The 25,988-nt window shown below is 62.0% G+C and carries 17 protein-coding genes and 3 pseudogenes; 15 read left to right on the top strand and 5 right to left on the bottom strand.

Translation table 11 applies throughout. The annotated features are described in order from the left end of the window. Nucleotides 1-184 precede the first annotated feature (184 nt). From PQR02_RS02095 to PQR02_RS02105, 3 genes are all read left to right on the top strand, one after another. The gene (locus PQR02_RS02095; RefSeq protein ID WP_408224742.1) at nt 185-1,813 is read left to right on the top strand and encodes a 3-(methylthio)propionyl-CoA ligase; all 1,629 of its coding nucleotides are present in this window, start codon (nt 185-187) and stop codon (nt 1,811-1,813) included. Nucleotides 1,814-1,902: 89 nt separating this feature from the next. Beyond that, a complete protein-coding gene (locus tag PQR02_RS02100; RefSeq protein WP_408224745.1) occupies nt 1,903-3,048 on the top strand; it encodes a porin in 1,146 nt (381 codons plus the stop codon). A gap of 35 nt (nt 3,049-3,083) precedes the next feature. Beyond that, nucleotides 3,084-3,461: a BON domain-containing protein gene (locus PQR02_RS02105; protein ID WP_408224748.1), complete on the top strand. Its 378-nt coding sequence runs from the start codon at nt 3,084-3,086 to the stop codon at nt 3,459-3,461. A 288-nt stretch (nt 3,462-3,749) separates the two neighbouring features. On the opposite strand, the gene PQR02_RS02110 is transcribed toward PQR02_RS02105, so the two are convergent. The 3 genes from PQR02_RS02110 to PQR02_RS02120 all read right to left on the bottom strand — a co-directional run bounded on the left by PQR02_RS02110 (nt 3,750) and on the right by PQR02_RS02120 (nt 8,877). After that, a complete protein-coding gene (locus tag PQR02_RS02110) occupies nt 3,750-4,199 on the bottom strand; it encodes a MarR family winged helix-turn-helix transcriptional regulator (protein ID WP_408224751.1) in 450 nt (149 codons plus the stop codon). A 380-nt stretch (nt 4,200-4,579) separates the two neighbouring features. After that, complete coding sequence (locus PQR02_RS02115) at nt 4,580-5,767, bottom strand: porin (protein ID WP_408224754.1); 1,188 nt, start codon at nt 5,765-5,767, stop codon at nt 4,580-4,582. Nucleotides 5,768-6,180: 413 nt separating this feature from the next. Beyond that, a complete protein-coding gene (locus PQR02_RS02120; RefSeq protein WP_408224757.1) occupies nt 6,181-8,877 on the bottom strand; it encodes a winged helix-turn-helix domain-containing protein in 2,697 nt (898 codons plus the stop codon). Between the two features lie 197 nt (nt 8,878-9,074). Here PQR02_RS02120 and PQR02_RS02125 point away from each other — a divergent pair, with 197 nt between their 5' ends. The 3 genes from PQR02_RS02125 to hmpA all read left to right on the top strand — a co-directional run bounded on the left by PQR02_RS02125 (nt 9,075) and on the right by hmpA (nt 12,579). Then, nucleotides 9,075-9,986: a universal stress protein gene (locus tag PQR02_RS02125; RefSeq protein WP_408224760.1), complete on the top strand. Its 912-nt coding sequence runs from the start codon at nt 9,075-9,077 to the stop codon at nt 9,984-9,986. Nucleotides 9,987-10,025: 39 nt separating this feature from the next. Next, nucleotides 10,026-11,210 (top strand): multidrug effflux MFS transporter, encoded by a 1,185-nt coding sequence (locus PQR02_RS02130; protein ID WP_408224763.1) that lies wholly within the window; start codon nt 10,026-10,028, stop codon nt 11,208-11,210. Nucleotides 11,211-11,370: 160 nt separating this feature from the next. Further along, a complete protein-coding gene (gene hmpA / locus PQR02_RS02135) occupies nt 11,371-12,579 on the top strand; it encodes an NO-inducible flavohemoprotein (protein ID WP_408224766.1) in 1,209 nt (402 codons plus the stop codon). A 486-nt stretch (nt 12,580-13,065) separates the two neighbouring features. On the opposite strand, the gene PQR02_RS02140 is transcribed toward hmpA, so the two are convergent. After that, nucleotides 13,066-13,785 (bottom strand): SDR family oxidoreductase, encoded by a 720-nt coding sequence (locus tag PQR02_RS02140; protein WP_408224769.1) that lies wholly within the window; start codon nt 13,783-13,785, stop codon nt 13,066-13,068. A 122-nt stretch (nt 13,786-13,907) separates the two neighbouring features. Here PQR02_RS02140 and PQR02_RS02145 point away from each other — a divergent pair, with 122 nt between their 5' ends. Continuing rightward, a complete protein-coding gene (locus PQR02_RS02145; protein WP_408224772.1) occupies nt 13,908-14,855 on the top strand; it encodes a LysR family transcriptional regulator in 948 nt (315 codons plus the stop codon). A gap of 172 nt (nt 14,856-15,027) precedes the next feature. Here PQR02_RS02145 and fusA read toward each other — a convergent pair whose 3' ends face one another. Continuing rightward, nucleotides 15,028-17,079: an elongation factor G gene (gene fusA / locus PQR02_RS02150; protein WP_408224775.1), complete on the bottom strand. Its 2,052-nt coding sequence runs from the start codon at nt 17,077-17,079 to the stop codon at nt 15,028-15,030. A gap of 199 nt (nt 17,080-17,278) precedes the next feature. Between fusA and PQR02_RS02155 the strand changes: the two genes are divergently transcribed. From PQR02_RS02155 to PQR02_RS02190, 8 genes and pseudogenes are all read left to right on the top strand, one after another. Then, entirely contained in the window at nt 17,279-17,764 is a 486-nt protein-coding gene (locus PQR02_RS02155) for an aminoacyl-tRNA deacylase (RefSeq protein WP_408224778.1), read from the top strand. Nucleotides 17,765-17,846: 82 nt separating this feature from the next. Then, a complete protein-coding gene (locus PQR02_RS02160; protein ID WP_408224781.1) occupies nt 17,847-18,584 on the top strand; it encodes a BON domain-containing protein in 738 nt (245 codons plus the stop codon). A 22-nt stretch (nt 18,585-18,606) separates the two neighbouring features. Then, entirely contained in the window at nt 18,607-20,346 is a 1,740-nt protein-coding gene (locus PQR02_RS02165; RefSeq protein WP_408224784.1) for a tetratricopeptide repeat protein, read from the top strand. A 582-nt stretch (nt 20,347-20,928) separates the two neighbouring features. Beyond that, nucleotides 20,929-21,969 (top strand): ABC transporter substrate-binding protein, encoded by a 1,041-nt coding sequence (locus tag PQR02_RS02170; protein WP_408224787.1) that lies wholly within the window; start codon nt 20,929-20,931, stop codon nt 21,967-21,969. Nucleotides 21,970-21,994: 25 nt separating this feature from the next. Continuing rightward, nucleotides 21,995-22,699 (top strand): annotated as a pseudogene (locus PQR02_RS02175) (sensor histidine kinase N-terminal domain-containing protein); the annotation flags it as partial. Nucleotides 22,700-22,885: 186 nt separating this feature from the next. Further along, a pseudogene (locus PQR02_RS02180) lies at nt 22,886-23,005 on the top strand (porin); the annotation flags it as partial. Between the two features lie 1,192 nt (nt 23,006-24,197). Then, nucleotides 24,198-24,947: pseudogene (locus PQR02_RS02185) on the top strand (diguanylate cyclase domain-containing protein); the annotation flags it as partial. A gap of 1 nt (nt 24,948) precedes the next feature. Further along, nucleotides 24,949-25,812 (top strand): putative bifunctional diguanylate cyclase/phosphodiesterase, encoded by an 864-nt coding sequence (locus PQR02_RS02190; protein WP_408224790.1) that lies wholly within the window; start codon nt 24,949-24,951, stop codon nt 25,810-25,812. Nucleotides 25,813-25,988 lie beyond the last annotated feature (176 nt).

Below are 25,988 nucleotides of genomic sequence, written 5' to 3' on the forward strand. Positions count from 1 at the left end.
CGCGTACCGGGCGCACGCCGCGAACAGGCGGCCCGGGTCTGACGACTTTCCCGGTCCAGACCGTAGACGGGAAGCTGTTCGTCGGTCTTGATGGACCCGGTTCGACTGCCTTGTATGCGTCAGCGGGTAGTGCGACGACGTGATTCAGGGCGCGAGACTCTACAAACAATCAGGAGAAGCAAGAATGCAAGGTTTGATGATGCAGCAACCGCTGCTGGTGGCTTCGCTGCTCATGCACGCCGAACGCCATCATGGCGCGCAGGAGATCGTGTCGCGACGGGTCGAAGGGGACATTCACCGTTATACGTATCGGGATCTCGCACAGCGTGCGCGGCGCATGGCAAACGCCCTGGCAGGCCTCGGCATCCAACCGGGGGAGCGGGTAGGAACGCTTGCGTGGAACGGCTACCGGCATATGGAGTTGTACTTCGCAGCGTCGGGGGCCGGGTCCGTGTTGCATACGCTCAACCCGCGGCTTCACGTCGACCAACTGGCGTACATCATCGAGCACGCGCAGGATCGCGTCGTGTTCTTCGACCTGACGTTTCTGCCCCTGATCGAGAGCGTCGCGCCGCGCGTAAAAAGCCCGAAGGTCTTCGTGGCGATGACCGACCGCGCGCACATGCCGCAAGCGCATGGCCTGTCCAGCATGCTGATGTGCTACGAGGACCTCATCGACCTTCACAACGATGCGTACGAGTGGCCGCTGCTGGACGAAAACAGTGCATCGTCGCTGTGTTACACGTCCGGCACCACGGGCAATCCGAAGGGCGTGCTGTACAGCCATCGCTCGACCCTGCTGCACACCTACGCGGCGGCGCTGCCGGATTCGCTGAACTGCTCGGCGCGCGATGCGATCCTGCCCGTCGTGCCGATGTTCCATGTCAACGCGTGGGGATTGCCGTACATCGCCTGCATGGTCGGTGCGAAGCTGGTGTTTCCGGGTCCGGCACTCGACGGCAAGTCGCTCTACGAGCTGATTGAAACAGAACAGGTCACGCTGTCGGCCGGAGTGCCGACTGTCTGGCAGGGACTGCTGTCACATGCCGACGCGATCAACGGTTCGTTCTCGGCGATGAGGCGCACGATTATCGGCGGCGCTCCCTGTCCGACGGCCATGACGGCCACGTTCCAGGAGCGCCATCGCGTCGACGTACTGCACGCCTGGGGCATGACGGAACTGAGTCCGGTCGGCACGGTGTGCAGTTTCAAAACGCATCAGCTTTCTCTGCCGGTGAACGAGCGTTATACGGTGCAGGCGAAGCAGGGGCGGTCCGTATTTGGCATCGACATGAAGATCGTTGGCCCCGATGGCGCAGAGTTGCCGTGGGACGGCAACGCGGCCGGCGACCTGCTTGTGCGGGGGCCGTGGGTCACGCGGCAATACTTTGGCAATGACGACGCATCGCCGCTGCGCGACGGCTGGTTCCCGACCGGCGACGTGGCCAAGATCGATCCCGACGGCTTCATGCAGATTACCGATCGCAGCAAGGACGTCATCAAGTCCGGCGGCGAATGGATCAGTTCGGCCGACATCGAGAACGTCGCGTACCTGCACGCCGACGTTGCCAGTGCGGTCTGCATTGCCGCGCGGCATCCGAAGTGGGACGAACGGCCGCTGCTGTTGATCGTCAAAAAGCCGGACAGCGCACTCACCGAGGACGAACTGCTGGCCTTCTTCGACGGCCGGGTTGCGAAGTGGTGGAAGCCCGACGCCGTGGTCTTCGTCGAATCGGTTCCACTCGGCGCGACCGGCAAGGTGCTCAAGCACCAGTTGCGGGAACAGTACGGAGACTACTATTTGTCGGCCTGATACGCCGAAGCGGCTGCATTGCCGTTTTATTCGATCAACAACAAAATAGCGCCGGGGCCCACCCGGCGCCCCCAAATGGAGGAGACACAATGAAATTAAAGCTGAGCAGCGCCGCGGCGCTGGTGATGTTCGCCACCGCCGCCCATGCGCAATCGTCGGTCACGCTCTACGGTGTACTCGACACTGGACTGCTGTATCAAAGCACCTCGGCGGCAACGTTCCAGCCGCACGCGCCTAACCTCGGGCACCTCTATCAACTCAAGGACGGCGGCATCTATGCCAGCTACTGGGGACTGAAGGGAAGCGAAGACATCGGCGGCGGCTACAAGATCAACTTCAAGCTGCAGGGTACATTCAATACCGCGAACGGCAAGTTTGGCCTCGCCGACACACCGGGCACGACCGCAATCTTCAACCAGTTCGCGACGATCGGCGCATCCGGCCCGTTCGGTACGATCGACGCCGGCCGGCAGATCATCCCGATGATCTACGCGATGGCCGAAACCGACGTCCGCGGCGCGCAGTATTTCGGCAGTATCCTGACGGCGTGGCTGGGCGTGAATCAGGCGGCCGGCTGGCCCGGCACCAGCACGAACGCCCCGATTGGCGCCCTGTATGACAGTAACGCGCTGGTCTACAATTCGCCGAAATTCTATGGCGCGTCACTCGCGCTCGAATACGCGCCGGGCGGTGTTGCCGGCCATTTCCAGGGCGGCACGCGCGAGTCGGCAGTGCTCAAGTATTCGAACTACGGGCTGAATCTGTCCGCCGTGTACTACAACGGACACGACACCAATCCGTTCCCGCTGACCTATCCGGCAGCGCCGGCTGTGCCGGCGACGGGGCTGGCGAACAACCGCTTCTACTATTTCGGTGCGATGTATACGATCGCCGGATTTTCGATATCCGGCTCGTATGGCATCGGTAAGAACCCGGCAAACAGCAACACCGCGGACTTCGAGATGGCATCAGGTGGGCTCGGCTATCAGTTCAACTCGCGCTTCAAGATCACGTCGGGCTACTACTACCTGAAGGACCGGAACCATTCGGCGAACCACTCGAGCGAATTCGCCGTGGGTGCTGAATACAACCTGTCCCAGAGGACCAAGGCGTACGCGCAAGTCGGGTATGTCGACAACAAGGGGACCATGAACCAGACGATCATCTACGGGGCCCCGGTTGCGCCGGGGGTGTCCACCACGGCGGCAATGATCGGCATCCGTCATACGTTCTGATTTCTCAACTGCTTAACTGGCAACCGGAGTATTCAATGAAGAACATCGGGACATTCAGGCTGGCTGTCGCAGCCGTAATCGTTGCAACGTCCATGACCGCATGGTCGCAGACCCGCGAAGCGGCCAGTGTGCCGGGCGCATCCGCCATGGCGGCATCGGGTTCGGCGGCACCGGCCACGGGAAGAAAGGCGAATCGTGCGCTGCGCCGGCAAGTTTATAACGCCATCGTGAAGCACAAGGAGATCAGTGCCGGAAATATCAGCGTTATCGCAAAAGACGGCGCGGTGACGCTCAATGGCACGGTCACGGACGCTTCCCAGGTGGGCAAGGTCGCGGAAATTGCCCAGAGCGTTCCCGGAGTGACTTCGGTCACCAACAAGCTGACCGTGCAAAAACCATTTGGCGGCATGTAAGGCGCCGTACCCGGTACGGTAGTGCGGCGGGGCCGACCAATGTATCGGTCCCGTTAGCGTCCGCCGGCAGTATCGGCTTGCCTGGGGCAACAGGTCATCGGTGACCCGCTCCTTGAATTTGCGCTTCTGTTTGCGCCCCGCGTTTGAATCCTTGCCGGTCCTCGAATTCCTGCACGCGTAACCGGCTGAACGGGGCGCCCGGCCCTGCCAGGATCGCTGGGTCGGTAATTTGTTGATTAGTAAAGTACACGGGGAGCGGGCGCGCACAAGCGGTGCGCCGTTCAAAGCTCAGATGGCCTCCCAACCGTGGGACGCGAGAATCTTGTCCAGCAGGTAGCGAAGCGCTTCGCTTTCCGGCTCACTAAGACACTGGTAAAGCTCCCTGTCTCGCAGGTTCATCGTTGGGCCAACCTTCCTGAAAATCTTGCGTCCTTCGGCTGACAGCGAAATGATCACGCTGCGTCCGTCCTGCTCATTGCCCATGCGCCCAAGGATCCCTTTGGCCAGCAAAGCATCCACAGTGCGACTCGCCTGACTCTTGTCGAGATTGGCGCGGCGGGAAATGTCCATGATGGTCTGCGGTCCGAACGTGCCAATTACTCCAATAATGCTTGCTTCCGGAAAAGGCAGCCCAAGTTTCTCCCGGGATAGTTCGGCGCTCATGCGGTCGGCGATTTTGGCCAACGCTTTCAGCCGATAGGTCAGCGATTCGTCAGGTCTGGACTCGATGGTCGACATAGGGTCACTCGGAAAATGCAGTTCAAAATTACAGGTATAGCCCGCATATGTTGCCCGGCCAGAGTGGGGCGGTCAACTTTTCCGAATAAGGATACGCAACTTGACTGCACAAACAAACCGTGAATTGTTCGCGATTGCGGGCAGTGGGCGCGAGGTTGGTCGTTTTTACGCGCAGTACTTCGCAGGCCAGTGCAGTTGTGTTTTCAATCAGCGACACGTCGATTCACATGCGTCGGCATTGCGTTTCGACAGGCGAGGGAAGATTCAGACGCGGACGGTCCAGAAAGAAGAAAGCCGCCTCGAACCAAACGGGCGGCTTCCGGTTGACGCGAGAAACTGCACCGGGTTAGCCAGCTGCGCTGGCTAACCCGGTTCCGATATCAGAACGAGTGGCGGATGCCCACCATGCCTGCGGCGGTATTCTTGCCCACCGCGACCGGCTGGCCGTACACGAGTGTCTGGTTCATCGTGCCACGGTTCGAGACATACCCGCCCTGAGCATACAGCGTCGTGGCCTTGGACAGGTTGTAATCGGCACCCAGCACATAGGAGGTCGACTGGTTCTGATTGTGCTTCTCGTCCTTCACGTAGTAGACGCCCGACGTGACTTCGAACGCCGGCGTGAAGCGATAGCCGAGGCCACCCGTCCACATGTCGAAATCACCCGAGGCGATGCCGGCGGCGAGGTTCCCGTTCGGATTCGCCGGATTGCGCCCGTTGCTGAACGAACCGGATACGGAGAGGCCGCGCCACGTGTACTTGCCGCCGAAGTAGACGAAACGGTTGTTGTTCAGACCGGTCGCCGGGATGGGCGTCGCAGTCGGGTTCGCCGCGGTAGGGTACGGGTACGGGCTGGCGTCATGTCCGTTGTAGTAGACGGCTGCGAGATTCAGGCCGTAGTTCGAATACTTGAGCACCGCCGACTCGCGCGTACCGCCCTGGAAATGGCCCGCCACGCCGCCCGGCGCAAACTCCAGCGCGACCGATACGCCATAGAAGGACGGCGAGTTGTAGACCAGCGCATTGCTGTCATAGAGTGCGCCGATGCTGCCGTTCGTGCTGCTGCCCGTCCAGCCCGATTGCTGGTTCATCGTGAGCCATGCGGTCAGTACACTGCCGAAGAACCACGCGTTGCGCACGTCCGTGTCTGCAAGTGCGTAGGCCATCGGCGCAAGCTGGCGACCGGCGTCGAACTTGCCGAACGCTCCCGACACGCCGACCGTCGCGATCTGGTTGAACATGGCCGGTGTATTCGGCGTGTCGCTCAGCGCGAACTTGCCCGTGCCGCTGTCGAACGAGCCCTGGAGCCGGAAGTTGATCTTGTAGCCGCCGCCGATGTCCTCGGAGCCTTTCATCCCGAAGATGCTCGAGTAGATGCCGCCGTCCTTGAAGCGGAAGACGTGTCCGAGATTGGGGTTTCTCGATGCGATCGGCAGGAAATTCGCGGCTGCGGTGTTTTGCCACAGCAGGCCCGAATCCACCGCGCCATAAAGGGTTACCGACGACTGCGCGTGTGCGGATACTGCGAATGCGAGAAGCGCTGCGGCTCCTATGGTCCTCAACTTCATGTGGTCTCCAGCGTTACGGTTGTTTGACACTTGGTACAGAGTCCTCGTACGCCGCAGAAGCTCTATATCCTTGCTGGAGAATACTTATAGTTGACGCCATCCACTCCCCCCCAATCACGGGGGGAGGGTTATCCGTAATATCAGGCCGCGGCGAATGCCATCCAGCCTTATGCGACAAGGCTTTCAAGCGAAGATCAAGGCAACTTCACACTCCACGGAGGCCCGGCAATGCCTACTCCTGTTGCAAAGTGATAACAAATTGTCGCGAAGTGTCTAATGCGATAGTTGCTCAGTAACCTATATATAGTTGATTTCGCACCGACACGAATCATGTGATTGCCGACACCCCACGGGCAACCTCCGGCCGACGCCGTAACTACCGTACGAGGAGCAGGCCAGCTTGCCGCCCACATTCAGACCGGTTCCTGCAGCAGGCCCATCAGCTGCGCGCGGCGCACGATCTGCCGGCGCGAAGACGCGTCAAGTTTGGTGAACAGGTTTTTCATATGCCACTTCACCGTCTCCTGGCCAACCCCCATCGCGAGCGCGATCTCCTTGTTGGTGAGATTCCGACTGGCTAACTCCAGTACGAAGCGCTCCTTCGGGGTCAGCACCGCACTGGAGATCACACGCGGGCCAGCATTCGGGGCGGACTCCGGTGAACCAGCGCCGGTCGCCGGCGGCTGTTTAACGCTAGCGGCGACGCCCGGCGCGCCGTCCGCCCCCCGTTCGTGCAACCATTCCGCGAACGCAGGATGAAGGTCGGGCGCCGTGAGACTCATCCCGTATGCCGCGCCCAGATCCATCGCCTCCCGAAGCAGGGCGGTGCTGTTTTCGCCGAGGCGGTCTTGCACGAACGCGCGCAATGCCATCAGATCGACGCCCACGGCGCCGAGCTTCATCACCTCGGTGCCTTCCTGGGCGAACGCCAGCGCATGGTTGGCCGCGCGCCAGTCCTGCTCGGCAATTGCCGCGAACGCCCGGGCAATGTGCTGATGCAGGAGCAGCGCTCGACGCTTGAGGGGAGAATCCGGCGTCGCGTGCTCAGCGACAATCTGATCCAGTCGGCGGGCGAGCGAGCGGCAGGACGCCGCGCGGAAGCGGCCACTGTGAAGTCTGATCTGCTCGGTCAGGCTTGCCACGCACAACCTTGGCATGCGGCGCGCGGCGCCGATTGCATGGAGATTCTCAAGCAGGTCGAAAGCCCGGTGCTCCGCGCCGGAGGCGGCTGCGACTCGCGCGGCCGTACGATGGGCGAAAATCACCGCGTCGGGTGTTCCGGTGCGCTCTAGCACATCCAGCCGGTTTGCCAGCAAAGCGGCCGCTTCGTCGAAATCGCCGCGTTTGAACCGGGTCGTAGCAAGCAGCGCGGCGAGCATGCAGGAAAACGGGTGCCGGCGGCCCAGACTGTCATCCGCCTGCACCACCGCCGGGCGCAGCGTGCGCTCGGCCAGCAACATTTGTCCCTGAAGCAGGTAGCTGAGGCCGACCATGTAGGCGCGCCAGCGAACCACATAGGTATAGGCGGCGCTGTCGACCCCGCGCGGCGTGTGCCGCCCGAACTGGCGGGCCGTCGCGTACTCGCCGTCCATGATTGCGCGCGCGGCGAGCCGATTGGCATGCACCTGCTGAAGCCACGATTCACTGACAGGCGACGTATCGCCCCACCGATCGAGCAATCGCGCGGCACGATCAGGCTCATCCGCGAAATAGGCTGCGGCGCTCATGATCAGATCGATCTCATAGCGCATGGCCTCGTCGGGCTCGGCAGCGCGCAAAATCGCGTCGGCCTGCACCTCGGCCAGCTGCTGGCGCTCGCTCAACGCAAGCGCCCACGCCATGGCGAGCCGCAAGCGCGGATGGCGGTCCAGCACGGCTTCCGGTAGCCATTCGAGCCATTCCAGCACAGCGACGAGGTGGCCTTGCGTCACCGCTTCGTGCAAAGACTTCTGCGCGAGCGTGTAGGCGGTTTCCTCCTGTCCGCAGGCCAGCGCGTGGCGCGCCGCGAGCTCGGTCATGCCATGGTCGGCCAGCCAGTGCATGGCGCGATTGTGCAGTTCCCCCTGCGCAGATGCCGGTATGAGCGCCAGACGCTTCCGAAGTGCGTCGCGTGCCATCGAGTGCATGCGAAACCACTTTCCCCGTCCCTGGGCACCGAAAAAGAGGGGTGTTTCGCGCACGAGGCGCATGAGCCGTTGTTTCGCATCGTGGGCGCCGGTGAGCGCTTCGCACAGATCTTCGTTCAGCACGTCGACAATCGAAATACGGGTAAGGTACTGAGTGTCTTCGCTGCTTAGCCGTTCAAGCAGCGCCGTAACGAACTGTTCACGAACGCCGGCGGTGCTGCTGGCGAAGGCGTCGATGCTCGCGACCGGATCATCGCTGTCCGCAACCGCAGCCAGGGCAACCTGCAAGCCGAGCGGCCAGCCTTCCGTGATGTCGTGCAATCGGGCGCTCGCATCAGCATCGACCCGGGCGTCCAAACGGCTGGCAATCAAACCGACTGTCTCGTCCAGACGAAAGCGAAGCGCTGCGGCATCCACCGTTGCGCACTGGCCGTAGGAGCCCAGGCGCGCAATAACCTTGTCGAATCCGGCGCGCGAGGCGATCACGATGCGCAGATTGGACGGAGGGTTCTCAAGCAGATAGATGAGCGCATCCAGACTTGCCTGTGGCAACAGCTCCGCCTCGTCGAGTATCACCACGACATCGAGCGCTGCGCGAGCGACTTCGGCAAGCCATGCCGTAACCCCGTCGAGTGGTGAGTCTGGGAAGGCTCCCCCCTCCAGCAGGCGCTTGCCGAAGGTTGCCCGCCCGGACCCGGCACGGACCGCGAGCGTCAGGCCCGTGAGCAGGCGCCGCGGGTCGTCGTGTCCGTCAAGGCTAAGCCATGCGACCGCGCTCCCGCGCATCAGATATTCCTGGCGCCACTGGATCAAAAGAGATGTCTTGCCGAACCCCGACGGCGCCTGCACTATGGTCACGACACGATCGCGGAAACGCTCGCAATCCGAACTCAGGCGCGTGCGGGCAAGCATATGCCGCGGCGCGCGGGGCGGGCTGATCTTCAGCGTAGTTTCCGGCTGCCAGACAGATTGTTGATTTGTCATCGGATTGGGGCCGAATGGCTGTGTCGCGACTGCTGTGCATAGGGCAGCGCTGGAAGGAATCTTCAAAGTATAACGGACCCGGTTCCGCATTTATCGACACTTTGACCAGCAACCGCGTTGCGCCCCCCTAAAGATGGGGGGAGCTTTGACAGGCGTTTCTTCCTACCATGGTGGCCTCCCGGCAACCACCAATCTCCATGTTTCGTCATCTCGGTGTATCCATTGATTCGAGCGACCACTGCTCGGATGCGGCCGTACGGGCACTTGAATTTGCCGTGGAAAAGGGCGCGCGCGTCAGCCTCTGGTATGGACAACCCGTGCCGGATGATCCGCTCGTCAAGGCGTATTGCGATCAAAGGGCGAGCGAAGCGCTAACCCGGATCGAGGCTGCCGCGCAGGCAATGGGGATACCGTGCGGGGCGGCGGCGCTCTTTGCCGAGCGGCCTGCGCGGGGAATCCTGGATGCAGCAAAGATCGCCGGGTGCGACGTCGTTGTGATGGCTCATGACCCAGGCGAGCTTGCTATACGAGGATCTGTGGCAAGCAATCTGCTCTCGCTCGCACACGTTCCGGTATTGACTCCCGGACGGCCGGCAGGCATCGCCGCTCTGGAGCTGCTGCGCGCCGAATATCGGCGATTCGCGGGGCTGTTACAACAGGGGCTGTCCCTGGGCAGTTCGCGTGCGCGAGGAGAATCAAACCTGAGCGCACATCGGCTGAGCATGCTGGCGGCAGTCCAACATATCCGCCGCACTGTACATCCGCTGCAACGCTGCAAGGAAGTCTCGCTGTGCGGCCCGCTGCGCCGTCGCGTAGACAGTTTGCGCGCTGAAATCGATGAACTGCTCCTTCTGGCTCAACGCGAACGCGAACTACTGGTCGAGATCGAGTTGAAGTTGGCCCAGCCGCTGGAAAACGAATCCGCTTTGGCCGATCTCTCTGCTGCGCTAAAGCGCTACACGCACCTTGTCTGGACCGCCCGTGGACGGGAAGAAGGGATCGTCCTGCCAGCGGCGCGTCGCCATCTGACGACGCTCGACTGGGACCGGCTGCATGCCAGATTCATCATTGCGCTGCACTCTGGCGACGGCGCGACGCGAGGAATGTAAATGTCAACGAGCAACCCGATAGCAGAATCGGCAGACCAGGTGTTCAACACGCGGACGATCGTCATACTCGTGGCTGGGCTATCCATGCTTGGACAGTTCGCGATCGCCACGTACCTGCCCGCATTTACCGCCATGACGCAGGCGCTGCATGCCAGCCCAACGCAAGTCCAGCAGTCCTTATCAGCCTACCTGTTGCCATTCGCATTGATGATTCCGTGGCATGGCGCGATCTCCGACGCAATCGGTCGCCGTCGGATGATTCTGGTCGGTAATGCGCTGTTCACGGTCGGATCGCTGATGTGCGCGGTGGCGCCCAGCATGACGCTGCTCTACGCCGGACGGGCAATACAAGGCATAAGCGCCGGGGCTGGCGTCATCATTGGTCGGGCGATGGTGCGCGACGTTTTTCATGGCTCGGACGCACAGAAAATCATGGCGCTGGTAGCGATGATCTTTGCGCTGTCGCCCGCACTTGCGCCCGTCTGTGGCGGCTGGCTGCTTCTGTGGGCCGGATGGCGCAGCATCTTCATCTTCCTGGCGGTCCTTTCGGCTTCGCTGGTGGTGATTACCTGGATTTTCGTGCCGGAGACCCTGGCGCCGGCCAGCCGGCATCCGCTGCATCCGGTTGCGCTCGCGCGGGCCTATGTCGCCCTGTTCACGAAGCCGCGTTTCCTGGCGCTCGCGCTCGCCAACGCGGCCGTCAATCTGGGCATCTACCTCTATGTTCTGGCCGCGCCAACCTTCGTCGTGAAGCATCTTGGCCTCGGCGAGCAGTCATTCGGCTACCTTTTTGTGCCGATCGTGGTGGGCCTGATCGCCGGCGCGGCAGTCGCTCATCGCGCGGCCGGTCGAGGCAGTCCAGCGAGCAGTGTGATCCTCGGGCATCTGGTCATGATCGTGGCCGGCGTGATCAATATCGGCGTGAACGCCATGCACGCCACGCCGATGCCATGGGATCTGGTGGCGCTGCCCATCTTCGCGCTCGGCATGATGATGACGCAGCCCAGTCTGCAAGTGATGGCTCTCGACTGTTTTCCGGAGCGGCGCGGGCTGGCGTCCAGTTGTTATGTCACCGTCCAGCAATTCGGTAACTTCCTGTCCTCCGCATTGCTGGTGCCACTCCTGTTAGGCAACACGCTCAACATGGCTTTCGGTATGGCAATCCTGCAATGCCTCGGGCTGCTGGTGTTCTGCATCGCAATGCGCGGTGGGGCAGCGGATTAGGCGCGCGGAAGTCGGCCGCCCACGCCCTACATCGGCTTTGCGGCGTCGACCGCAAGCCTCAAATTCGTCGAATCCGGATTTATCGCGCCGCGACAATTTGCCCGAGTCAATGGCTGATCTTTAAGATGTATTGTGTTTGCATGTTTAACGGAGAACAAATATGTCGCAGATCAACGCCGAACAAATGGCCCGCGTGAAGGCCACGGCCCCCGTCCTGGCCGAGCATGGCCCAACGATCACGAGGCATTTCTACAGGCGCATGTTCGCGCGCCACCCCGAACTGAAGAACCTGTTCAATCAGACCCACCAGACGACCGGCAGCCAGCCCGAGACGCTTGCGCGCGCCGTCTACGCCTACGCAGCAAACATCGACAATCTCGGCGCGCTCGGCGGCGCGGTGTCGCGGATCGCGCACAAGCATGCGAGCCTGAACATTCGCCCCGAACATTACCCGATCGTCGGCGAGAACCTGCTCGCGTCGATCGTCGAGGTACTCGGCGACGCGGTCGATACAGACACGCTCGAAGCGTGGCGCGCCGCCTACGGCCAGCTTGCGCAGATCCTGATTGGTGTCGAGGCGAACCTGTACATGGGCGCGGCGTGGACCGGCTTCCGTCCGTTCAAGGTCGCGCGGAAGGTGAGTGAGAGCGACGAAATCACGTCGTTCTATCTGACGCCTGCGGACGGGGGCGCCGCGCCGTCGTTCGAGCCGGGCCAGTACGTGACGGTGAAGCGCTTCGTCGGCGATCTCGGCGTCGATCAGCCACGCCAGTACAGCCTGTCGGACGCTCCTCACGGCAAGTGGCTGCGCATTTCGGTCAAGCGCGAGGCGGGCAAGCCCGAGGCGATCCCGGCCGGCAAAGTCTCAACGCTGATGCATGACGGCGTCGAGGAGGGCGCGATCGTCGAGGTGGCGGCACCGATGGGCGACTTCTCACTGAAGCGCGGCGGCGAGACGCCGGTCGTGTTGCTATCCGGCGGCGTTGGCCTTACGCCGATGGTGTCGATGGCGTCGACGCTGATTGCCGACGGCAGCATGCGCGAAGTGCGCTTCGTGCACGCATGCCGGGAGCGCGCGGTGCATGCGTTTCGCGACTGGCTCAACGACGTCGCGCATCACAATGCGAACGTGACGCGCACGGTGCTGTACGAACGGGTTGGTTCGAACGACCGCCAGGGTATCGACCACGATCTCGAAGGGCGGCTGACTCCGGCACGCATCGAGCGCTATGTCCTCGTGCCGGATGCCGATTACTACATCTGCGGCCCGATCGCGTTCATGAAAGCGCAGCGCGATTCGCTTGTTGCTCTCGGCGTAGCGCCGGAGCGTGTGCATACGGAAATCTTCGGTTCCGGCGCGCTCGAATGAAGCGCTACGGTTGCCGATCGGCTTGTACATGAAGACGGCGTTTGCGCCAGGCTGCGAATGCCACTGACCTTGATGCCGTCCGATGAGAACTGGTCGCGGGTCGGCTGAACTCGCCCGCGACTAGCCCTCACTTGGGAAAGCGCCGGCTCACTAAGCCGCAACCAGTCCAAAGTAAAGCTTGTATAACACGCCCCGGCGAATCAACGCCGCAGTGTGACTCTCGCCGGCGTCGACGTCCAGGTTATCTGCGTGCGCACGGTGTGCTCATACCCGGAGTAGGTTCGCCATGAGCAGTCACGTTTTGCGAACGCCAATCGCGGTGGTTTGTTACCGCTGGAAGGCGATCCGAAGCGCTGTGACTCGCCAATGCTTACAGTCATCAAACAAGTTCGATACTCCCAATTGGGAGGGAGACGGCGATGTCGCGCACCGCGATGGGTTATTCGTTGTCATCGCGGCGGGGTACACGGCGCCAAACGCGTTTCTTCACAGCAGCCTCAACCCCCCGTCGCACTCGATCACTGCGCCCGTCATGAAAGCGTTCTCCATCAAAAACTGGAGCGCCTGCGCAACATCCGTTGCTTGACCCACACGCTGCACCGGCAAGGTTTCAGCCTGCTGTTGGAACAGCTCCGCCTTCACGCTGGCGGGGAACCTGTCCCACCACGGCGTATCGACCACGCCGGGCGAGACGGCGTTGACGCGAAGCGGCGCCAGTTCGCGCGCGAGCGTGCCGATCATGCTTTCGAGCGCGCCATTGATCGCGCCCAAACCCGCTGTACCGGGATTGGCGATGCGCGCGGATATCGCGGTGAGGAACGTCAAGCTGCCGTCGCGGCGCAGCTGAGGCAGCGCGGCTTGCGCCGCTTCGAGTTGCGGCCAGAACTTGGCCTCGAAGCCGCGACGCAGCGCGGCCAGATCGAGCTCGGCGAATTTGCCGCCGCCTTCGCCGCCAGAGAGCGTCAGCACCAGATGGTCGATGCCGCCCACGCGAGCAAAGAAGTGTTCGAGCGCGGCACGGTCGGAGCAGTCGAGCGCTTCGCCCGCGACGCGTCCGTCGAGGCCGGCGAGCGCCAACTCCAGTTTGCCCTGGTCGCGGCCGACCGCCACGACGTTCGCGCCGGCTGACGCCAGTCGCGTCACCGTCGCGAGCCCGATACCTGACGAGCCACCCAGCACCACGACTTTCTGATTTTGCCAGTTCATGTGATTGCTCCTGTGGACGCACGGAAGAGAGCGCTCGCCAACGTGCTGTTTGTCACGCTTCGCATCGCACCCATGGCGGTAGAATGCGCGTTCGGTTCATATCACTCAAATCGTTTGATGCCATGAGCAACATCATTGAGAATGATTTTCGGCATTTCGACCTGAACCTGCTTTTAACCTTCCGCGCGCTGTTCGAGGAGCGCAGTGTCACGCGAGCCGCACAGCGGCTTTTTCTCGGCCAGCCGGCGGTGAGCGGGGCGCTCAAGCGGTTGCGGGAGACTTTCGCCGACGAACTTTTCGTGCGTACTCCGCATGGCATGATGCCGACGCCACGCGCGCTCGAACTGGCGCGGCAAATCGAACCGTTCCTCCAGTCACTGCATCAGGCGCTCACGCAGCCTTCCGTATTCGATCCGGCAAGCGCGCAGAGGGTGTTTCGCATTGGTTTGAGCGACTCTCTGGAGGTTGTGTTGACGCCAGAAATCATGGGCCGTCTGGCCGCCAAAGCACCGGGCGTCAAGCTGATCTCGCTTCCCACCGACTCGACGCGCGCGGCGGCGATGCTCGACGAAGGCGCCATCGAGCTTGCGGTCGGTGTATTTCGCGAATGCGGGGCGTGGCAGCGGCGTACGCCGCTATTTCAGTGGCGCTTCGTGAGCGTCTACAATCCGCGCCTCATCAAGACGCGCCGCAAGCGTCTGTCGATGGAAGAGTTCTTGCGCAACCGCCACATACTGACCTCGTTCAGTGGGGGCCTGCACGGCTTTATCGACGAGCGACTGGAAATGCAGGGGCTCAAGCGCGACGTCGTGTTCTCCAGTGCGAATTTCGCCACCAGTCCGTTTATCGTGCAGCGCACCCCGGCGATTGCAACGATTCCCGACTTCATCGGCCGTATGTGGCGCGACACGCTGGATCTGGCATTGAGTCCTCTGCCGTTCGACGCGCCGGGTTATGAAGTTTCGCTGATGTGGGCTGCGGCCCACGACCAGGATGCGGGGCTCGGATGGTTGATGGCTGAAATCGTGGACGCGTTCGGTGCGGCCGCAGGCGGGCACGCGAAGCACTGAGGCTCGTGGTCTTCAGCGTCGCGTGGCTCAGATTGCCGCGCACGAGCCGCAGGTTCACCTGCCGATGCCAATTCCGGACCAACTGCATGAATCGTGACGGCGTCGGATGTTCAGGGCGAAAAAGGCGCAAGAGCGGATAAACAGCAGTCCTGACGAAGCGCCGCCATGCCACTCACGGCGCCGTGCCGTCGCCCTGTTTCTTGTGCTGCGACGCCATCCGCTCCTGCTGAGCGGGGGGCGCCGGATCATAGTGACTGAGCTGGATGCTGTAATTACCGTGCCCGCCAGCAATGGCGTTCAGACGCAACTGATAGTCGTTGAGTTCGGACAATGGCACCTGCCCCGCAATGACCACCGCGTTGCCGGCGGCCACGCGTGTGCCGTGAACCTGCCCGCGCTTGGCGGACAGGTCGCCGATGATGTCACCCATCGCGACTTCCGGCGTCATCACCTCGATGTTCACAATGGGTTCGAGCAGGATGGGCCGGGCCTTCAGCACCGCATCGATGAAGGCCTTGCGCCCGGCGGATACGAATGCCACTTCCTTGGAGTCGACCGAATGGCTCTTGCCGTCGTAGACGGTGACTCGGACGTCCTGCATCGGGAAACCGGCAAGCGGCCCGCTGTCGATGACCTGGAGGATGCCCTTTTCCACCGCGGGCATGAACTGGCCGGGAATGGCGCCGCCCTTCACGGCGTCGACGAACTCGAAACCCGTGCCTCGCGGCAGGGGCTCCACGCGCAGCATGACTTCGCCGAATTGCCCGGCGCCCCCGGTCTGCTTCTTGTGGCGATGATGGCCCTCGGCCGTGGCGCCGATGGTTTCCCGGTACGCGATCTTCGGTGGCCGCGTCACGACTTCGAGCTTGTACTGCTCGGATAGCCGTTCCAGCATGAGGCGCAGGTGCAACTCGCCCAGACCTCGTACCACCGTCTCGTTGGTGCCGACCGGGTGTTCGATGCGCAGGCACGGGTCTTCCGCACTCAGCTTTTGCAGCATCTCCCAGAGGCGCTGCTCGTTGCCCGGCCGCGCGGGCTCGATTGCCAAGCCATAGATGGGCGTGGGAAAGTCGAGCGGCTTGAGGTGGATGTTGCCGTCCTCGGGGGCGTCATGCAGCACGGCATCGAAGCCGATCTCGTCGACTTTGGCCGTGGCGCAGATATCGCCTGGCCCGGCTTGCGGGACATCCACGTGCTCCTTGCCCTTCAGCATCATCAGATGGGCGATCCTGACTGGCTGGCGCCCGTCACCGATATACAGTTGGCTGTCCCGCCTGATCGTGCCCTGATGGATGCGAAACACGGCCATCTTGCCGATGTAAGGGTCCATGACGATCTTGAAGACGTGGGCCAGTACGTGCTTGTCGGGAACCGGTTCGGCGCGCACGACTTCCTGGCGGCCTCCGGCATCGCGGTAGAAGAGCGGCGGGTTGCCTTCCATGGGATTGGGCAGGAGCCGGACGAACACGTCGAGCAATTCCGCGATGCCGACGCCGTTGGCCGCCGACGTGAAGCAGATCGGCACCAGATGACCTTCGCGCAGCGCTCGCTCGAAGGGTTCGTGCAGCTGCTCCGGGCTGATGGCCTGGCCTTGCTCCAGGTAACGCTCCATCAGGGCGGGATCGAGCTCGACCACCTGATCGACCAGCGCATCGTGCGCCGCCGCAACTGACCGGAAATCGGCGTCGCCGGCAGGCTCGAAAAAGCAATCCACCACCGCGTGGCCGCCCTTAGCCGGCAGGTTGATGGGCAGGCATTTCGTGCCGAAGCTCTCCTGAATTTGCGTCAGAAGCCCCTCGAGGTCGACCTTTTCCCCATCGATACCGTTCACGATGATCATTCTGCAGAGCTTGCGTTCTTCCGCCCACGCCATCATGCGCCGGGTGGTCATTTCGATGCCGGTCTGCGCATTGATGACGATGGCAGCCGTCTCGACAGCGGGCAACGCGCTGATCGCCTGCCCCGAAAAGTCCGGGTAGCCGGGCGTATCCAGCAGATAGATGCGCGTATCCTGGTAGTGCAGGTGGGCGACGGCAGAGCTCAGCGAGTGATGATATTTGCGCTCGAGCGGGTCGAAATCACAGACCGTGGTGCCGCGCTCGACGCTGCCGGGCGCGTGTAACGCGCCACCCTGATGCAGCAGTGCTTCGACGAGAGAAGTCTTGCCGCACCCGGCATGTCCGACCAGGCCGATAGTACGTATGGAACCGGGGCCGTAACGCATGGCTGCCCTCCTCCAGCAGTGGGTCTGGGGGCCATTATTGGCGAAAACGGATTCGTGTGCCATACGGGGTCCTCGTCCCGTTCGTTGTCGCGCCCCAGTCACGGCGCCGTCCGCATGTTTTTCACACGCGAGCGAAAGCGAACTATTCTTAAAGGATCTCGCGAAGTAATCTCCTGTTTCCTTCTAGCGGAGGTGCGTCATGTCAATGTCAGCCACACTCCAGGACTGCTTGCGCAGCAAGGGCTTGCAGTACGAAATCGTGCATCACCCGTATAGCCATTCCAGCGTCGAAACCGCGGCGGCGGCGCATATTCCCGGCGATCGCCTCGCCAAGACCGTGCTTTTTGAAGACGAGCACGGCTATGTGGCGACGGTGCTGCCGTCGACCTACGCCGTGCGATTGTCCGAGCTTTGGGCAAAGACCGGACGCCGTCTCCTTCTGGCCAAAGAGGCCGATCTGCGCGAGTTGTTCAAGGATTGCGACGCGGGAGCGCTTCCGCCGGTATGTACGGCCTATGGCATGCGAACCTATCTTGACGAGAGCCTCGCCTTGCAGCCAGACGTTTATTTCGAGGCTGGCGATCATCAAGAGCTCATTCACATGGGCACGGATCAATTCCTGGATCTGATGGAGCGAGCCGAGCGGACACGCTTCGCCCGGCGCATGCAGGGTCTGCCAATGTGACCGGCGCACGCCTGGTGCGGCCGGGTTTGCGCAGCGCGGCATAAAGCGCGCTGCTTCGCCCAACCTTTGCGCGAGGCAGATCATGCAACGCAGCGATACGGTCTTGAAGCAGGTGATGGCAGCCTTCGAACGCGAATCACACCTGAAGCTGCACCATCATCCCATTCATATGAATTTCGACGGCGATGCCCTGATCGTGGCAGGCGAGGTGCCGGACGTCGCCTCCAAGAAGCGCCTTCTTCAGTTGACCCAGATGCACAGCGACGGCAAGCGCCTCGTCGACCAGCTACGTGTCACCGCCAACCCGCCGGTCGCTGATGGCGAGTTGCGCACACATCTCTGCGAACGGCTGGCGCAGTCCGTGGATTTCCGCAACTGCGTGATCTGTGCACGGGTCAAGGGCCAGTGCGAAGTGCTGCGTGGCACCATGGACGAGGCGGGCAACGTCGGCAGCGGCGTGATCGAGGTGACGGTCGAGGACGGTGTGGTTACCTTGACGGGGCAAGTGATCAGCCTGTCTCACAGGCGCCTCGCGAGTGTGATTGCCTGGTGGGTCGGCGGCTGCCGCGACGTGGTGAACCTGCTGGAGCTGGTGCCCGCCGAAGCGGACGGCGACGAAGAAATTTCGGATGTCCTGCACCTGGTGCTCGAAACCGATTCGCGCGTTCGCGCCGAGCAGATCACCATCACCGTGGAAAACCACCGGATCACGCTAGCAGGGTGGGTGGCGACCGAAGCCGAAAGACGGCAGGCGGAACAGGACGCGTGGTGTCTGGATGCTGTCGGGGGCGTCGTCAATCGTATCCAGGTGCGCGCCTGATCGCACTCCAGGTCCGCGGGCGATGAGTGCGCGCAAGCTGCTGTCGGGCGTGGCGATGGCCGTATTGTTCGTGGGATGCAGCGCTGCGAACGCTAGCTCGTGTTCTCCGGCGTTGTCCGACGCCGATGTCAAAGACGGCTTCAAGGTGCAGGCCGATTGTGGTTTCCCCGACCGGACCCTCGACCGCATGACCACCAGGTTGAGCCGCGCGGCGCAAGCCGCCGGGCTCTCCAATGCCCAGATGGTCTCGCTCGCGAGGGCGGCCAACGTGATGCTGAGTAGCGTATATGGGCGGTCGGGCCACATAGACCGCAAGACGGATACCGCGGTCACCCACATCGAACCGCTAATCGAGCACCTGGCCGAGCAACTCAGGGCGCAGCCCGACGCAGATGTGGTAGCTGAAGCCCAACAATGGGCTGCACGTTACGAGGATCTGCTGCGCCGAGCGTCGATCGCACGGAGTTCCGATCCCCTCGAAGTACAAGTCAACGAAGCGCTTGAGCGCGTCGATCTGGACGGGGCATCAAAACGGCTTGGCACGCTGCATGCCAAAAAACAGGAGACTCCGCAGATGTTCGCGGCACGTTGTTATGAAGCTGGCGAAATCGAGTTGCTGCGCTTTTCGCCGCTGAATGCATTGCCGTCTCTGGAAAAGGCCTACGCATTGCAACCGGAAGACGCCGACATTGCGACGGCGTTTGCCGACACTTTGCGAGAGCAACGCGAGTTTGAACGCGCGGAACCGATTTACCACACGCTGCTGTCGCGTTACCAGGCGCTTGCGCAGGAGAAGCCTGCCGCCTACCAACCCCGGATTGCACGTACGCAGGAGAAGCTCGGCAATCTCTACGTTGGGATGCAACGGCCAAAGGAGGCGGAGGCCGCTTATCTGCGGGCGCTGGAGATCTATTGGGCACTGGCGCGCCAGGACCCTGTGGCCTACGGAACCGCTGTGGCAGAAACTTTCGACAGCCTCGGCGTCCTGTATCGCGATACACAGCGCCTGCAGGAGGCTGCGGATGCCTACCACGAAGCGCTGAGCATCGATCGCGCATTGGCTGATCGCGACCCCAAGACCTACAAGCCTGATATCGCGACGACGCTTAACGACCTCGCCATCCTAGACGACGCCGCACATCGAACGAGCGATGCTGAGAAGGCGTATCGCGAGGCGCTGAACATCCAGCGGGCGCTCGTGCGCGGTAACCCCGCGGCCTATCGCCCCGCACTCGCGCGTACGCTCAACAATCTCGGGAACCTCTATAGCGCGATGCAGCGACACCAGGAAGCAGAGCATGCGTACAAGGAAGCGCTAACGATCCGGCAGCAGCTTGCCCGTGAGAGTCCAGCACTCTATCGGCCCGACGTGGCACGCACGCTCACTAACCTTGGCGCGCTCTATCGTGCCACGCAACGGCCGGCTGCGGCAAAGCAGGCGTACCAGGATGCGTTGCAAATCTATCGTGCGCTCGCGCGAGACAACCCTACTGCCTACCAGCCGGACGAAGCGCGGGCGCTGAACAATCTAGGTGTCCTTTTCAGTCACACGGGGCGCCCACGCGAGGCGGAAGACGCCTACCGGAACGCGTTGGACCTTTACCGGACGCTGTCGCGCGACGATCCCGTGGCCTACCGCCAGGATGAAGCGCGGACACTCGGCAACCTGGGTGCACTCTTCAGCCAGATCCAACGACCTCGCGAGGCCGAGCAGGCGAGGCGTGAAGCCGCCCGTCTTCTCGACCCGACGCAAGCGCCGTAGGTCGCTCGGCCAACCGCCTTTGCGCTACGCGATCATGCAATCGGTCAGCTCGGCTATCTTCCCGGCAGAAAGCGATTGGGGCAGGCGGTCCCAACGGCAGTGAAATTCTTCGGACTGGTTTTCTGTTCTACGCGTCGCCGAGCCACGAGGAACTGGCGGCGACGATCGCACGCGGCTTCAAAGCGGCGTGGCGCGATGGATCGTATCTGAAACTGTTCAACTCGCATCCATCTATCCAGAACGGGTTGAAGCGCGCGAACCTGAGCAGCAGAAAGGTAATCTGGATCGACAATCCGTTTCTATCCGATGAAGACCGGGCCATTCCTGAGATGTACTGGATGCGGCTGGCGGGCGTGTGAGCACACGTTCCCGGGCCGAAAGTACGCCTCCCCATACAGCGGAGAGCGCGGCGGCACAGGATGGCCTGACGCTGCCGCGTCGGACTCACTCGGGATAAACCCGCAATCCAGATAGAATCCGCATCTGCGAAAGCTTCGAGAAGGATTTGCGTCCATACAATTTCCGGTGGCCGGCCTATCACGCGCCCATTGCCGACAGGGCATATAACGGAGACACCCACCAATGAATCGTCGTTTGGCGCGGCTCTCGCGCGTCGCCCCTGCTGCCGCCGCGGCGTCGCTTACATTCTGTCTACTGGTCAAGCCGGCCGCGTTTGCACAGGCGGGCGCGCCAGAAAAAATCGTGATCATGGTGGGCGGCATCACCAAGCTCATTTATCTGCCGGTACGTTTGACCGAGCAGCTAGGCTACTTCAAGGCTGAAGGGCTGGATGTCGAACTGCTGTCGCAACCGGCGGGTGTCGATGCAGAGACCGAACTGCTCACGGGCGCCGTGCAAGGTGTGGTGGGCTTCTACGATCACACGATCTATCTGCAAGCCAAGGGCATGGAAGTGAAGACCATCGTTGTGTTCGGTCAGGTGCCGGGGGAAGTCGCAGTGGTGGCGAGCAGTGCCGCCGGCTCAATCAAAAGCATGGCTGACGTGAAGGGTAAAACGCTCGGCGTCACCGGGCTCGGTTCCTCGACCCACTTCCTGACGCAGTATCTGGCGTATCTGAATGGCGTGCCGGCTTCGCAGTACACCGTGCTGCCGGTCGGCGCGGACAGCAGCTTCATTGCCGCAATCCGGCAAGGTCGCATCGACGTCGGCATGACGACTGAGCCGACCGTGTCGCAGTTGCTGAAAAGTGGCGAGGCCAGGGTACTCGTGGACATGCGCAACGTCGAAGGCACGCGCGCGGCACTCGGCGGCACCTATCCAGCATCGAGCCTGTACATGCAAACCGCGTGGCTCGATGCGAATCCCAAGGAAGCCGCCGGCCTCGCGCGCGCTTTCGTGAAGACGCTCCAATACCTGCATACGCACAGCGCCGAAGAGATCGCTGCGCGGATGCCGAAAGACTATGCCGGTAGCGACAAGGCGCTGTACGTGAGCGCGTTGAAGGCCTCGCTGCCGATGTACACCGCGGACGGCAAGATGCCGGCCGACGGGCCGCCAACGGTGCTCAAGGTGCTGTCGGGATTCAGCCCGTCGGTAAAGGGTCGTCATATCGATCTGTCGCGCACCTTTACCAATCGGTTCGTCGACGGCGTGAAGCCATGACGCTGTCTTGAAGGGGCGACACATCGTGTTTGCAGGCAGATTGCGCGGACGCTTGCTGTGGTGGCTCTTGCTGCCTCTGGCCGCGTTCGTTTCCATTTCCGGCGTGATCTCGTACCGCTTTGCCCAGACCACGGCCGACCTGGTGCAGGACAACGCATTGCTTTCGTCGATGCGTATCATTGGCGAGGATATCGATTGGGATAACGGCACGGTCTCGATCCAGATTCCGCCGGCCGCGCTTGAACTCTTCGAGTCGCCCGAGCAGGACAGTGTCTTCTATCGTGTCGAGGCGAGCGGCGGCCGCCTGCTGGCAGGGACTCTTGAGTTGCCGCTTCCGCCGCACGCGGGGGACCGCCCGACGCGTTACTCCACACGTCTCGACGATGGCCGCGTGGTGCGCGCGGTCGCCTATGTGCGCCAGTTGTACGATTGCGGGCGCACCGAGGAAGTCGTCGTGGCGGTCGCGAAGACCGAAGGCTCGCGGGATGCCATGGTGTGGCGCCTGTTGCGTCCACAGTTGTTCGGCGAATTGCTGACATTGTTGCTCGCGATGGTTTTTGTCTACCTCGGGCTGACCTTCGAATTGCTGCCTCTGATGAAGGTGAAAGGTGACGTCGCCAATCGCAACCCATCGCAACTCCAACCGATTCGCGCCGCGCGCCTGCACGTCGAACTGAGGCCCATCGTCGAGGCCATCAATCAGTGCATCGCACGCATGGCCGATCGTACGGGAGATTGCGCACCGGCAAGGCGGCACCGTCACGCTCGAATCGAATGAGGACGGTGTCGGCCTGGTTGCCACCGTCGAGATGCGCTTATGGGCTGGCGCGGCGTGATGCGCGTCGGGACGTGCTCGCGCGTCTACGCCGCAAACGCGATCACGTGCCGGTTCTCATGCTCACCGCGAACGGTTCGACTGATGACACGCACTGAGGTCTACGTGGCCGGCGACTACATGAAGCTGCACGATGGTTATGTGGTAGCCACGACATTCGGCGCGAAGGATCAGTTGGAGTTGACGACGGGTTTCATCACTTTCACCACTTCGATCACTTCCATCAGATGGATCACGGCCATTCGGCGGCCCAAACGGAGCGGGATTTCATCGTGGCCCGTTCCCCCCATTCCTGCATGCACCCCCGTGCACTCTCCAGATTTGCCAGAGCGTGCCGTAAACATGCGGTGGACCGACAAAGCAGGGCCCGGGACCAGAATCGTCCCTGGTTTCCGCGGTTCGGAGATCAGCTCGATCGATAGATCGCGCTAAAGGCTCCGACTCGGGGCGCGCGCATCGTCGGCCACACGACTGAAGCATCAGATGAAGATCCGTCCGATCCGCTCGAACGGATCAAACCGTCGACGTGCCGTTTCACATCGGAGCAACCGTGACAGGACAGAAAAATACGGAAAGGCGTGGTCACTTGTGGCGAGGCGGAGCAACAGCAAACCCGCTCGAGCAGTCGTCGCTAAGTGTTCCCCCCGCACGGCGCACGGCTGTATTGGGACTCGTGCTCGTTCTGTTGAGCGTGCCGCTTCTGGCTTTTTGGGGAGCGTATGAAAGCCTGAGCGCGGGGTTCGCCGCGCAAGCTGCCAATGAGGCGGATAAGGCCTTCGAGGAAGCCCGCTACAGCGTTGCATGGGAGGAGTCGGCCGAACGCAAGTACTTCCTGGACCCGCGTCCGGAGGTTTTACGCGAACATGGCGAGGCCGGCGAAGCACTGGACGCTTCGCTGAAGAAAGCGATGGCACTCGAACCTGGCAGCAGCGCAATGCTGACCGGGTTGCTGGAGAAGCACGCCAAGTATCGGGCGTTCGCGAAGCCGATGTTCAAGGCCGTCGATGACCACGACATACCGAGAGCCAACGAGATCGACGAGAATTCGGCTGATCCGCTCTTCGAGGTTATCGAACAGCAGGTCTTCGCAGCGGCGGCGCGGCACCGTGACGATGCGACGACGCAACTCAACCGCCTCGTTGCCGTGCAACGGATCGTCCTGATATCCACCCCCGTGGTTCTGGCGATCGGCGTCGGGCTTGCACTCCTGTTTCTGCAGATGCTGCGGCGTATTCGCAAGAATATCGATGCGGCGGCCCAAGGTGCGCTGCGCACGAGCGAGCAGAGGCTGCAGGCGCTCGTGGCGAACACGTCGGATGCCATCCTCGTTTCCGACGTCGACGGAAATGTCATTTACGAAGCACCCACTCGAAGACCGGACCCGTTGAAGAACATGGGTCAGCTGGTCGGCACCAGTCTGCTCGATCCCATTCATCCCGCTGACCGTCCCACGCTCCAAGGCCTGTTGCAGACCGTGTCGTCGGCGGGTGGATCCACGAAATCCATCGAGATTCGCACGCGGGGTGAGGACGATGCGTGGCGCTACATTCAGCTCACGCTGACGAACCTGCTCGACGAACCGGCTGTCGGTGCGATCGTCGCGACAGCGAGCGACACGACCGAAAGAAAGAACTTCGAGGTGCAACTGGCCCGAAAGGCGTTCTACGATACCTTGACCTCGTTGCCAAACCGCGCACTCCTGCTCGATCGTATCAGCCAGGCCGAAGCTCGCGCGCGTCGGCGCAATGCGGTAATCGGAGTGGTTTTCATCGACCTGGACAACTTCAAACGGGTCAACGACAGTCTTGGACATCATGTGGGAGACCGACTGCTGATCGCAGCGGCCAAACGCCTCGAAGCGTGCGTGCGCCCCGCCGACACTGTCGCGCGACTAGGCGGAGATGAATTTGTCATCTTGCTGGAACATCTGGGGAGTGAAGCGACGAGTGAAGGGATGCTGGTCGCGGAGAATATCCTTGGGCATTTCAGTCAACCGTTCGATCTCGACGGCAAGCAGTACATCGTTAGCGCAAGCGTAGGGTTGGCATTCGCGCACGCAGGCAGCGGCCGCGGAGATGCCGACACGTTGTTGCGCGACGCCGATGTTGCGATGTACCGCGCCAAGAATGACGGAAAGGGCCGTTATGTGGTTTTCGAAGAGAACATGCACGCGGAGGCGGTCAAAAAGCTGGAGATTGAAACCGATCTGCGCTCTGCGATCGAGCGTCGCGAACTCCGCGTGTATTTCCAGCCCATCATGCAGCTTCAGGGGGAGGGGTTCCGTGAGATGGAGTCTCGTGAGGTGGCAGCACCCCACGAGAGGTCTATTGCCGCCGTCCGAGTTCATTGCGATTGCAGAAGAAAGCGGCCTGATCATTCCGCTCGGACGATACGTATTGGAAGAAGCCTGCCAGCAAGTCGCCCGCTGGCAGCGGGAGTTCCCAACCAAGCCGCCACTGCAGGTCATTGTCAATCTCTCTCCGAGGCAGTTCGATGATCCCAACCTCGTTGCCGACGTGGCCGCGGCGCTGTCCGGTGCCCAGATCGGCGCGGCCCTGCTGAAACTGGAGGTCACGGAAGGCCTGATCATGCGGGATACAGCGAAGAGTATCGAGACCCTCAAAAGCCTGAAAGATTTTGGAGTAACCATCGCAATCGATGACTTTGGCACGGGTTACTCATCGCTGAGTTATCTTCGCAAGCTGCCGCTGGATGTCCTGAAGATCGACCGGTCATTCGTTCAGGGCATTGGAACGAGTGCCGAGGACGATGCAATCGTTCGAGCCGTCATTTCAGTAGCGCAGTCACTGGGCTTGACCGTTACAGCCGAAGGGATTGAAACCGATGAGCAGGCAAGACTCCTTCGCGACTGGTCTTGTCAGGCTGGCCAGGGTTATCTTTTTTCACGGCCTCTGCCTGCGGAAGAGTTCACCGCACTGTTTTGCGCGCACGCTCCCGGGTTGCACCGCAGCCATTCGCCGGGAGATTTCGCCACAGAGCGCCTTTAATCCCGGGCATGATGTGCGTTGTCGTTTCACATCATGCCGACGGGCCCGCCAGTACTGCCCGTCCCGGCGCCACCGGTCCCATCTGTGCTGGTGCCCGGCGATGTCGTCGCGTTCGCAAATGCTTGGCCGGTTGCCGCCGTCGTGACTGCAAGCAAGACGTAGGGTTGGTGTCAGAA

It is taken from the genome of Paraburkholderia sediminicola (assembly GCF_046026895.1).
Taxonomy (GTDB): Bacteria; Pseudomonadota; Gammaproteobacteria; order Burkholderiales; family Burkholderiaceae; genus Paraburkholderia; species Paraburkholderia sediminicola_C.

Coding starts and splice junctions, on each gene's coding strand:
- PQR02_RS02125 (WP_408224760.1), top strand. CDS start 9,075: ATGTTTCGTCATCTCGGTGTATCCATTGATTCGAGCGACCACTGCTCG.
- hmpA (WP_408224766.1), top strand. CDS start 11,371: ATGTCGCAGATCAACGCCGAACAAATGGCCCGCGTGAAGGCCACGGCC.
- PQR02_RS02165 (WP_408224784.1), top strand. CDS start 18,607: ATGAGTGCGCGCAAGCTGCTGTCGGGCGTGGCGATGGCCGTATTGTTC.
- PQR02_RS02140 (WP_408224769.1), bottom strand. CDS start 13,785: ATGAACTGGCAAAATCAGAAAGTCGTGGTGCTGGGTGGCTCGTCAGGT.
- fusA (WP_408224775.1), bottom strand. CDS start 17,079: ATGCGTTACGGCCCCGGTTCCATACGTACTATCGGCCTGGTCGGACAT.
- PQR02_RS02105 (WP_408224748.1), top strand. CDS start 3,084: ATGAAGAACATCGGGACATTCAGGCTGGCTGTCGCAGCCGTAATCGTT.
- PQR02_RS02190 (WP_408224790.1), top strand. CDS start 24,949: ATGTGGTTTTCGAAGAGAACATGCACGCGGAGGCGGTCAAAAAGCTGG.
- PQR02_RS02110 (WP_408224751.1), bottom strand. CDS start 4,199: ATGTCGACCATCGAGTCCAGACCTGACGAATCGCTGACCTATCGGCTG.
- PQR02_RS02170 (WP_408224787.1), top strand. CDS start 20,929: ATGAATCGTCGTTTGGCGCGGCTCTCGCGCGTCGCCCCTGCTGCCGCC.
- PQR02_RS02115 (WP_408224754.1), bottom strand. CDS start 5,767: ATGAAGTTGAGGACCATAGGAGCCGCAGCGCTTCTCGCATTCGCAGTA.
- PQR02_RS02155 (WP_408224778.1), top strand. CDS start 17,279: ATGTCAATGTCAGCCACACTCCAGGACTGCTTGCGCAGCAAGGGCTTG.
- PQR02_RS02120 (WP_408224757.1), bottom strand. CDS start 8,877: ATGACAAATCAACAATCTGTCTGGCAGCCGGAAACTACGCTGAAGATC.
- PQR02_RS02095 (WP_408224742.1), top strand. CDS start 185: ATGCAAGGTTTGATGATGCAGCAACCGCTGCTGGTGGCTTCGCTGCTC.
- PQR02_RS02160 (WP_408224781.1), top strand. CDS start 17,847: ATGCAACGCAGCGATACGGTCTTGAAGCAGGTGATGGCAGCCTTCGAA.
- PQR02_RS02100 (WP_408224745.1), top strand. CDS start 1,903: ATGAAATTAAAGCTGAGCAGCGCCGCGGCGCTGGTGATGTTCGCCACC.
- PQR02_RS02145 (WP_408224772.1), top strand. CDS start 13,908: ATGAGCAACATCATTGAGAATGATTTTCGGCATTTCGACCTGAACCTG.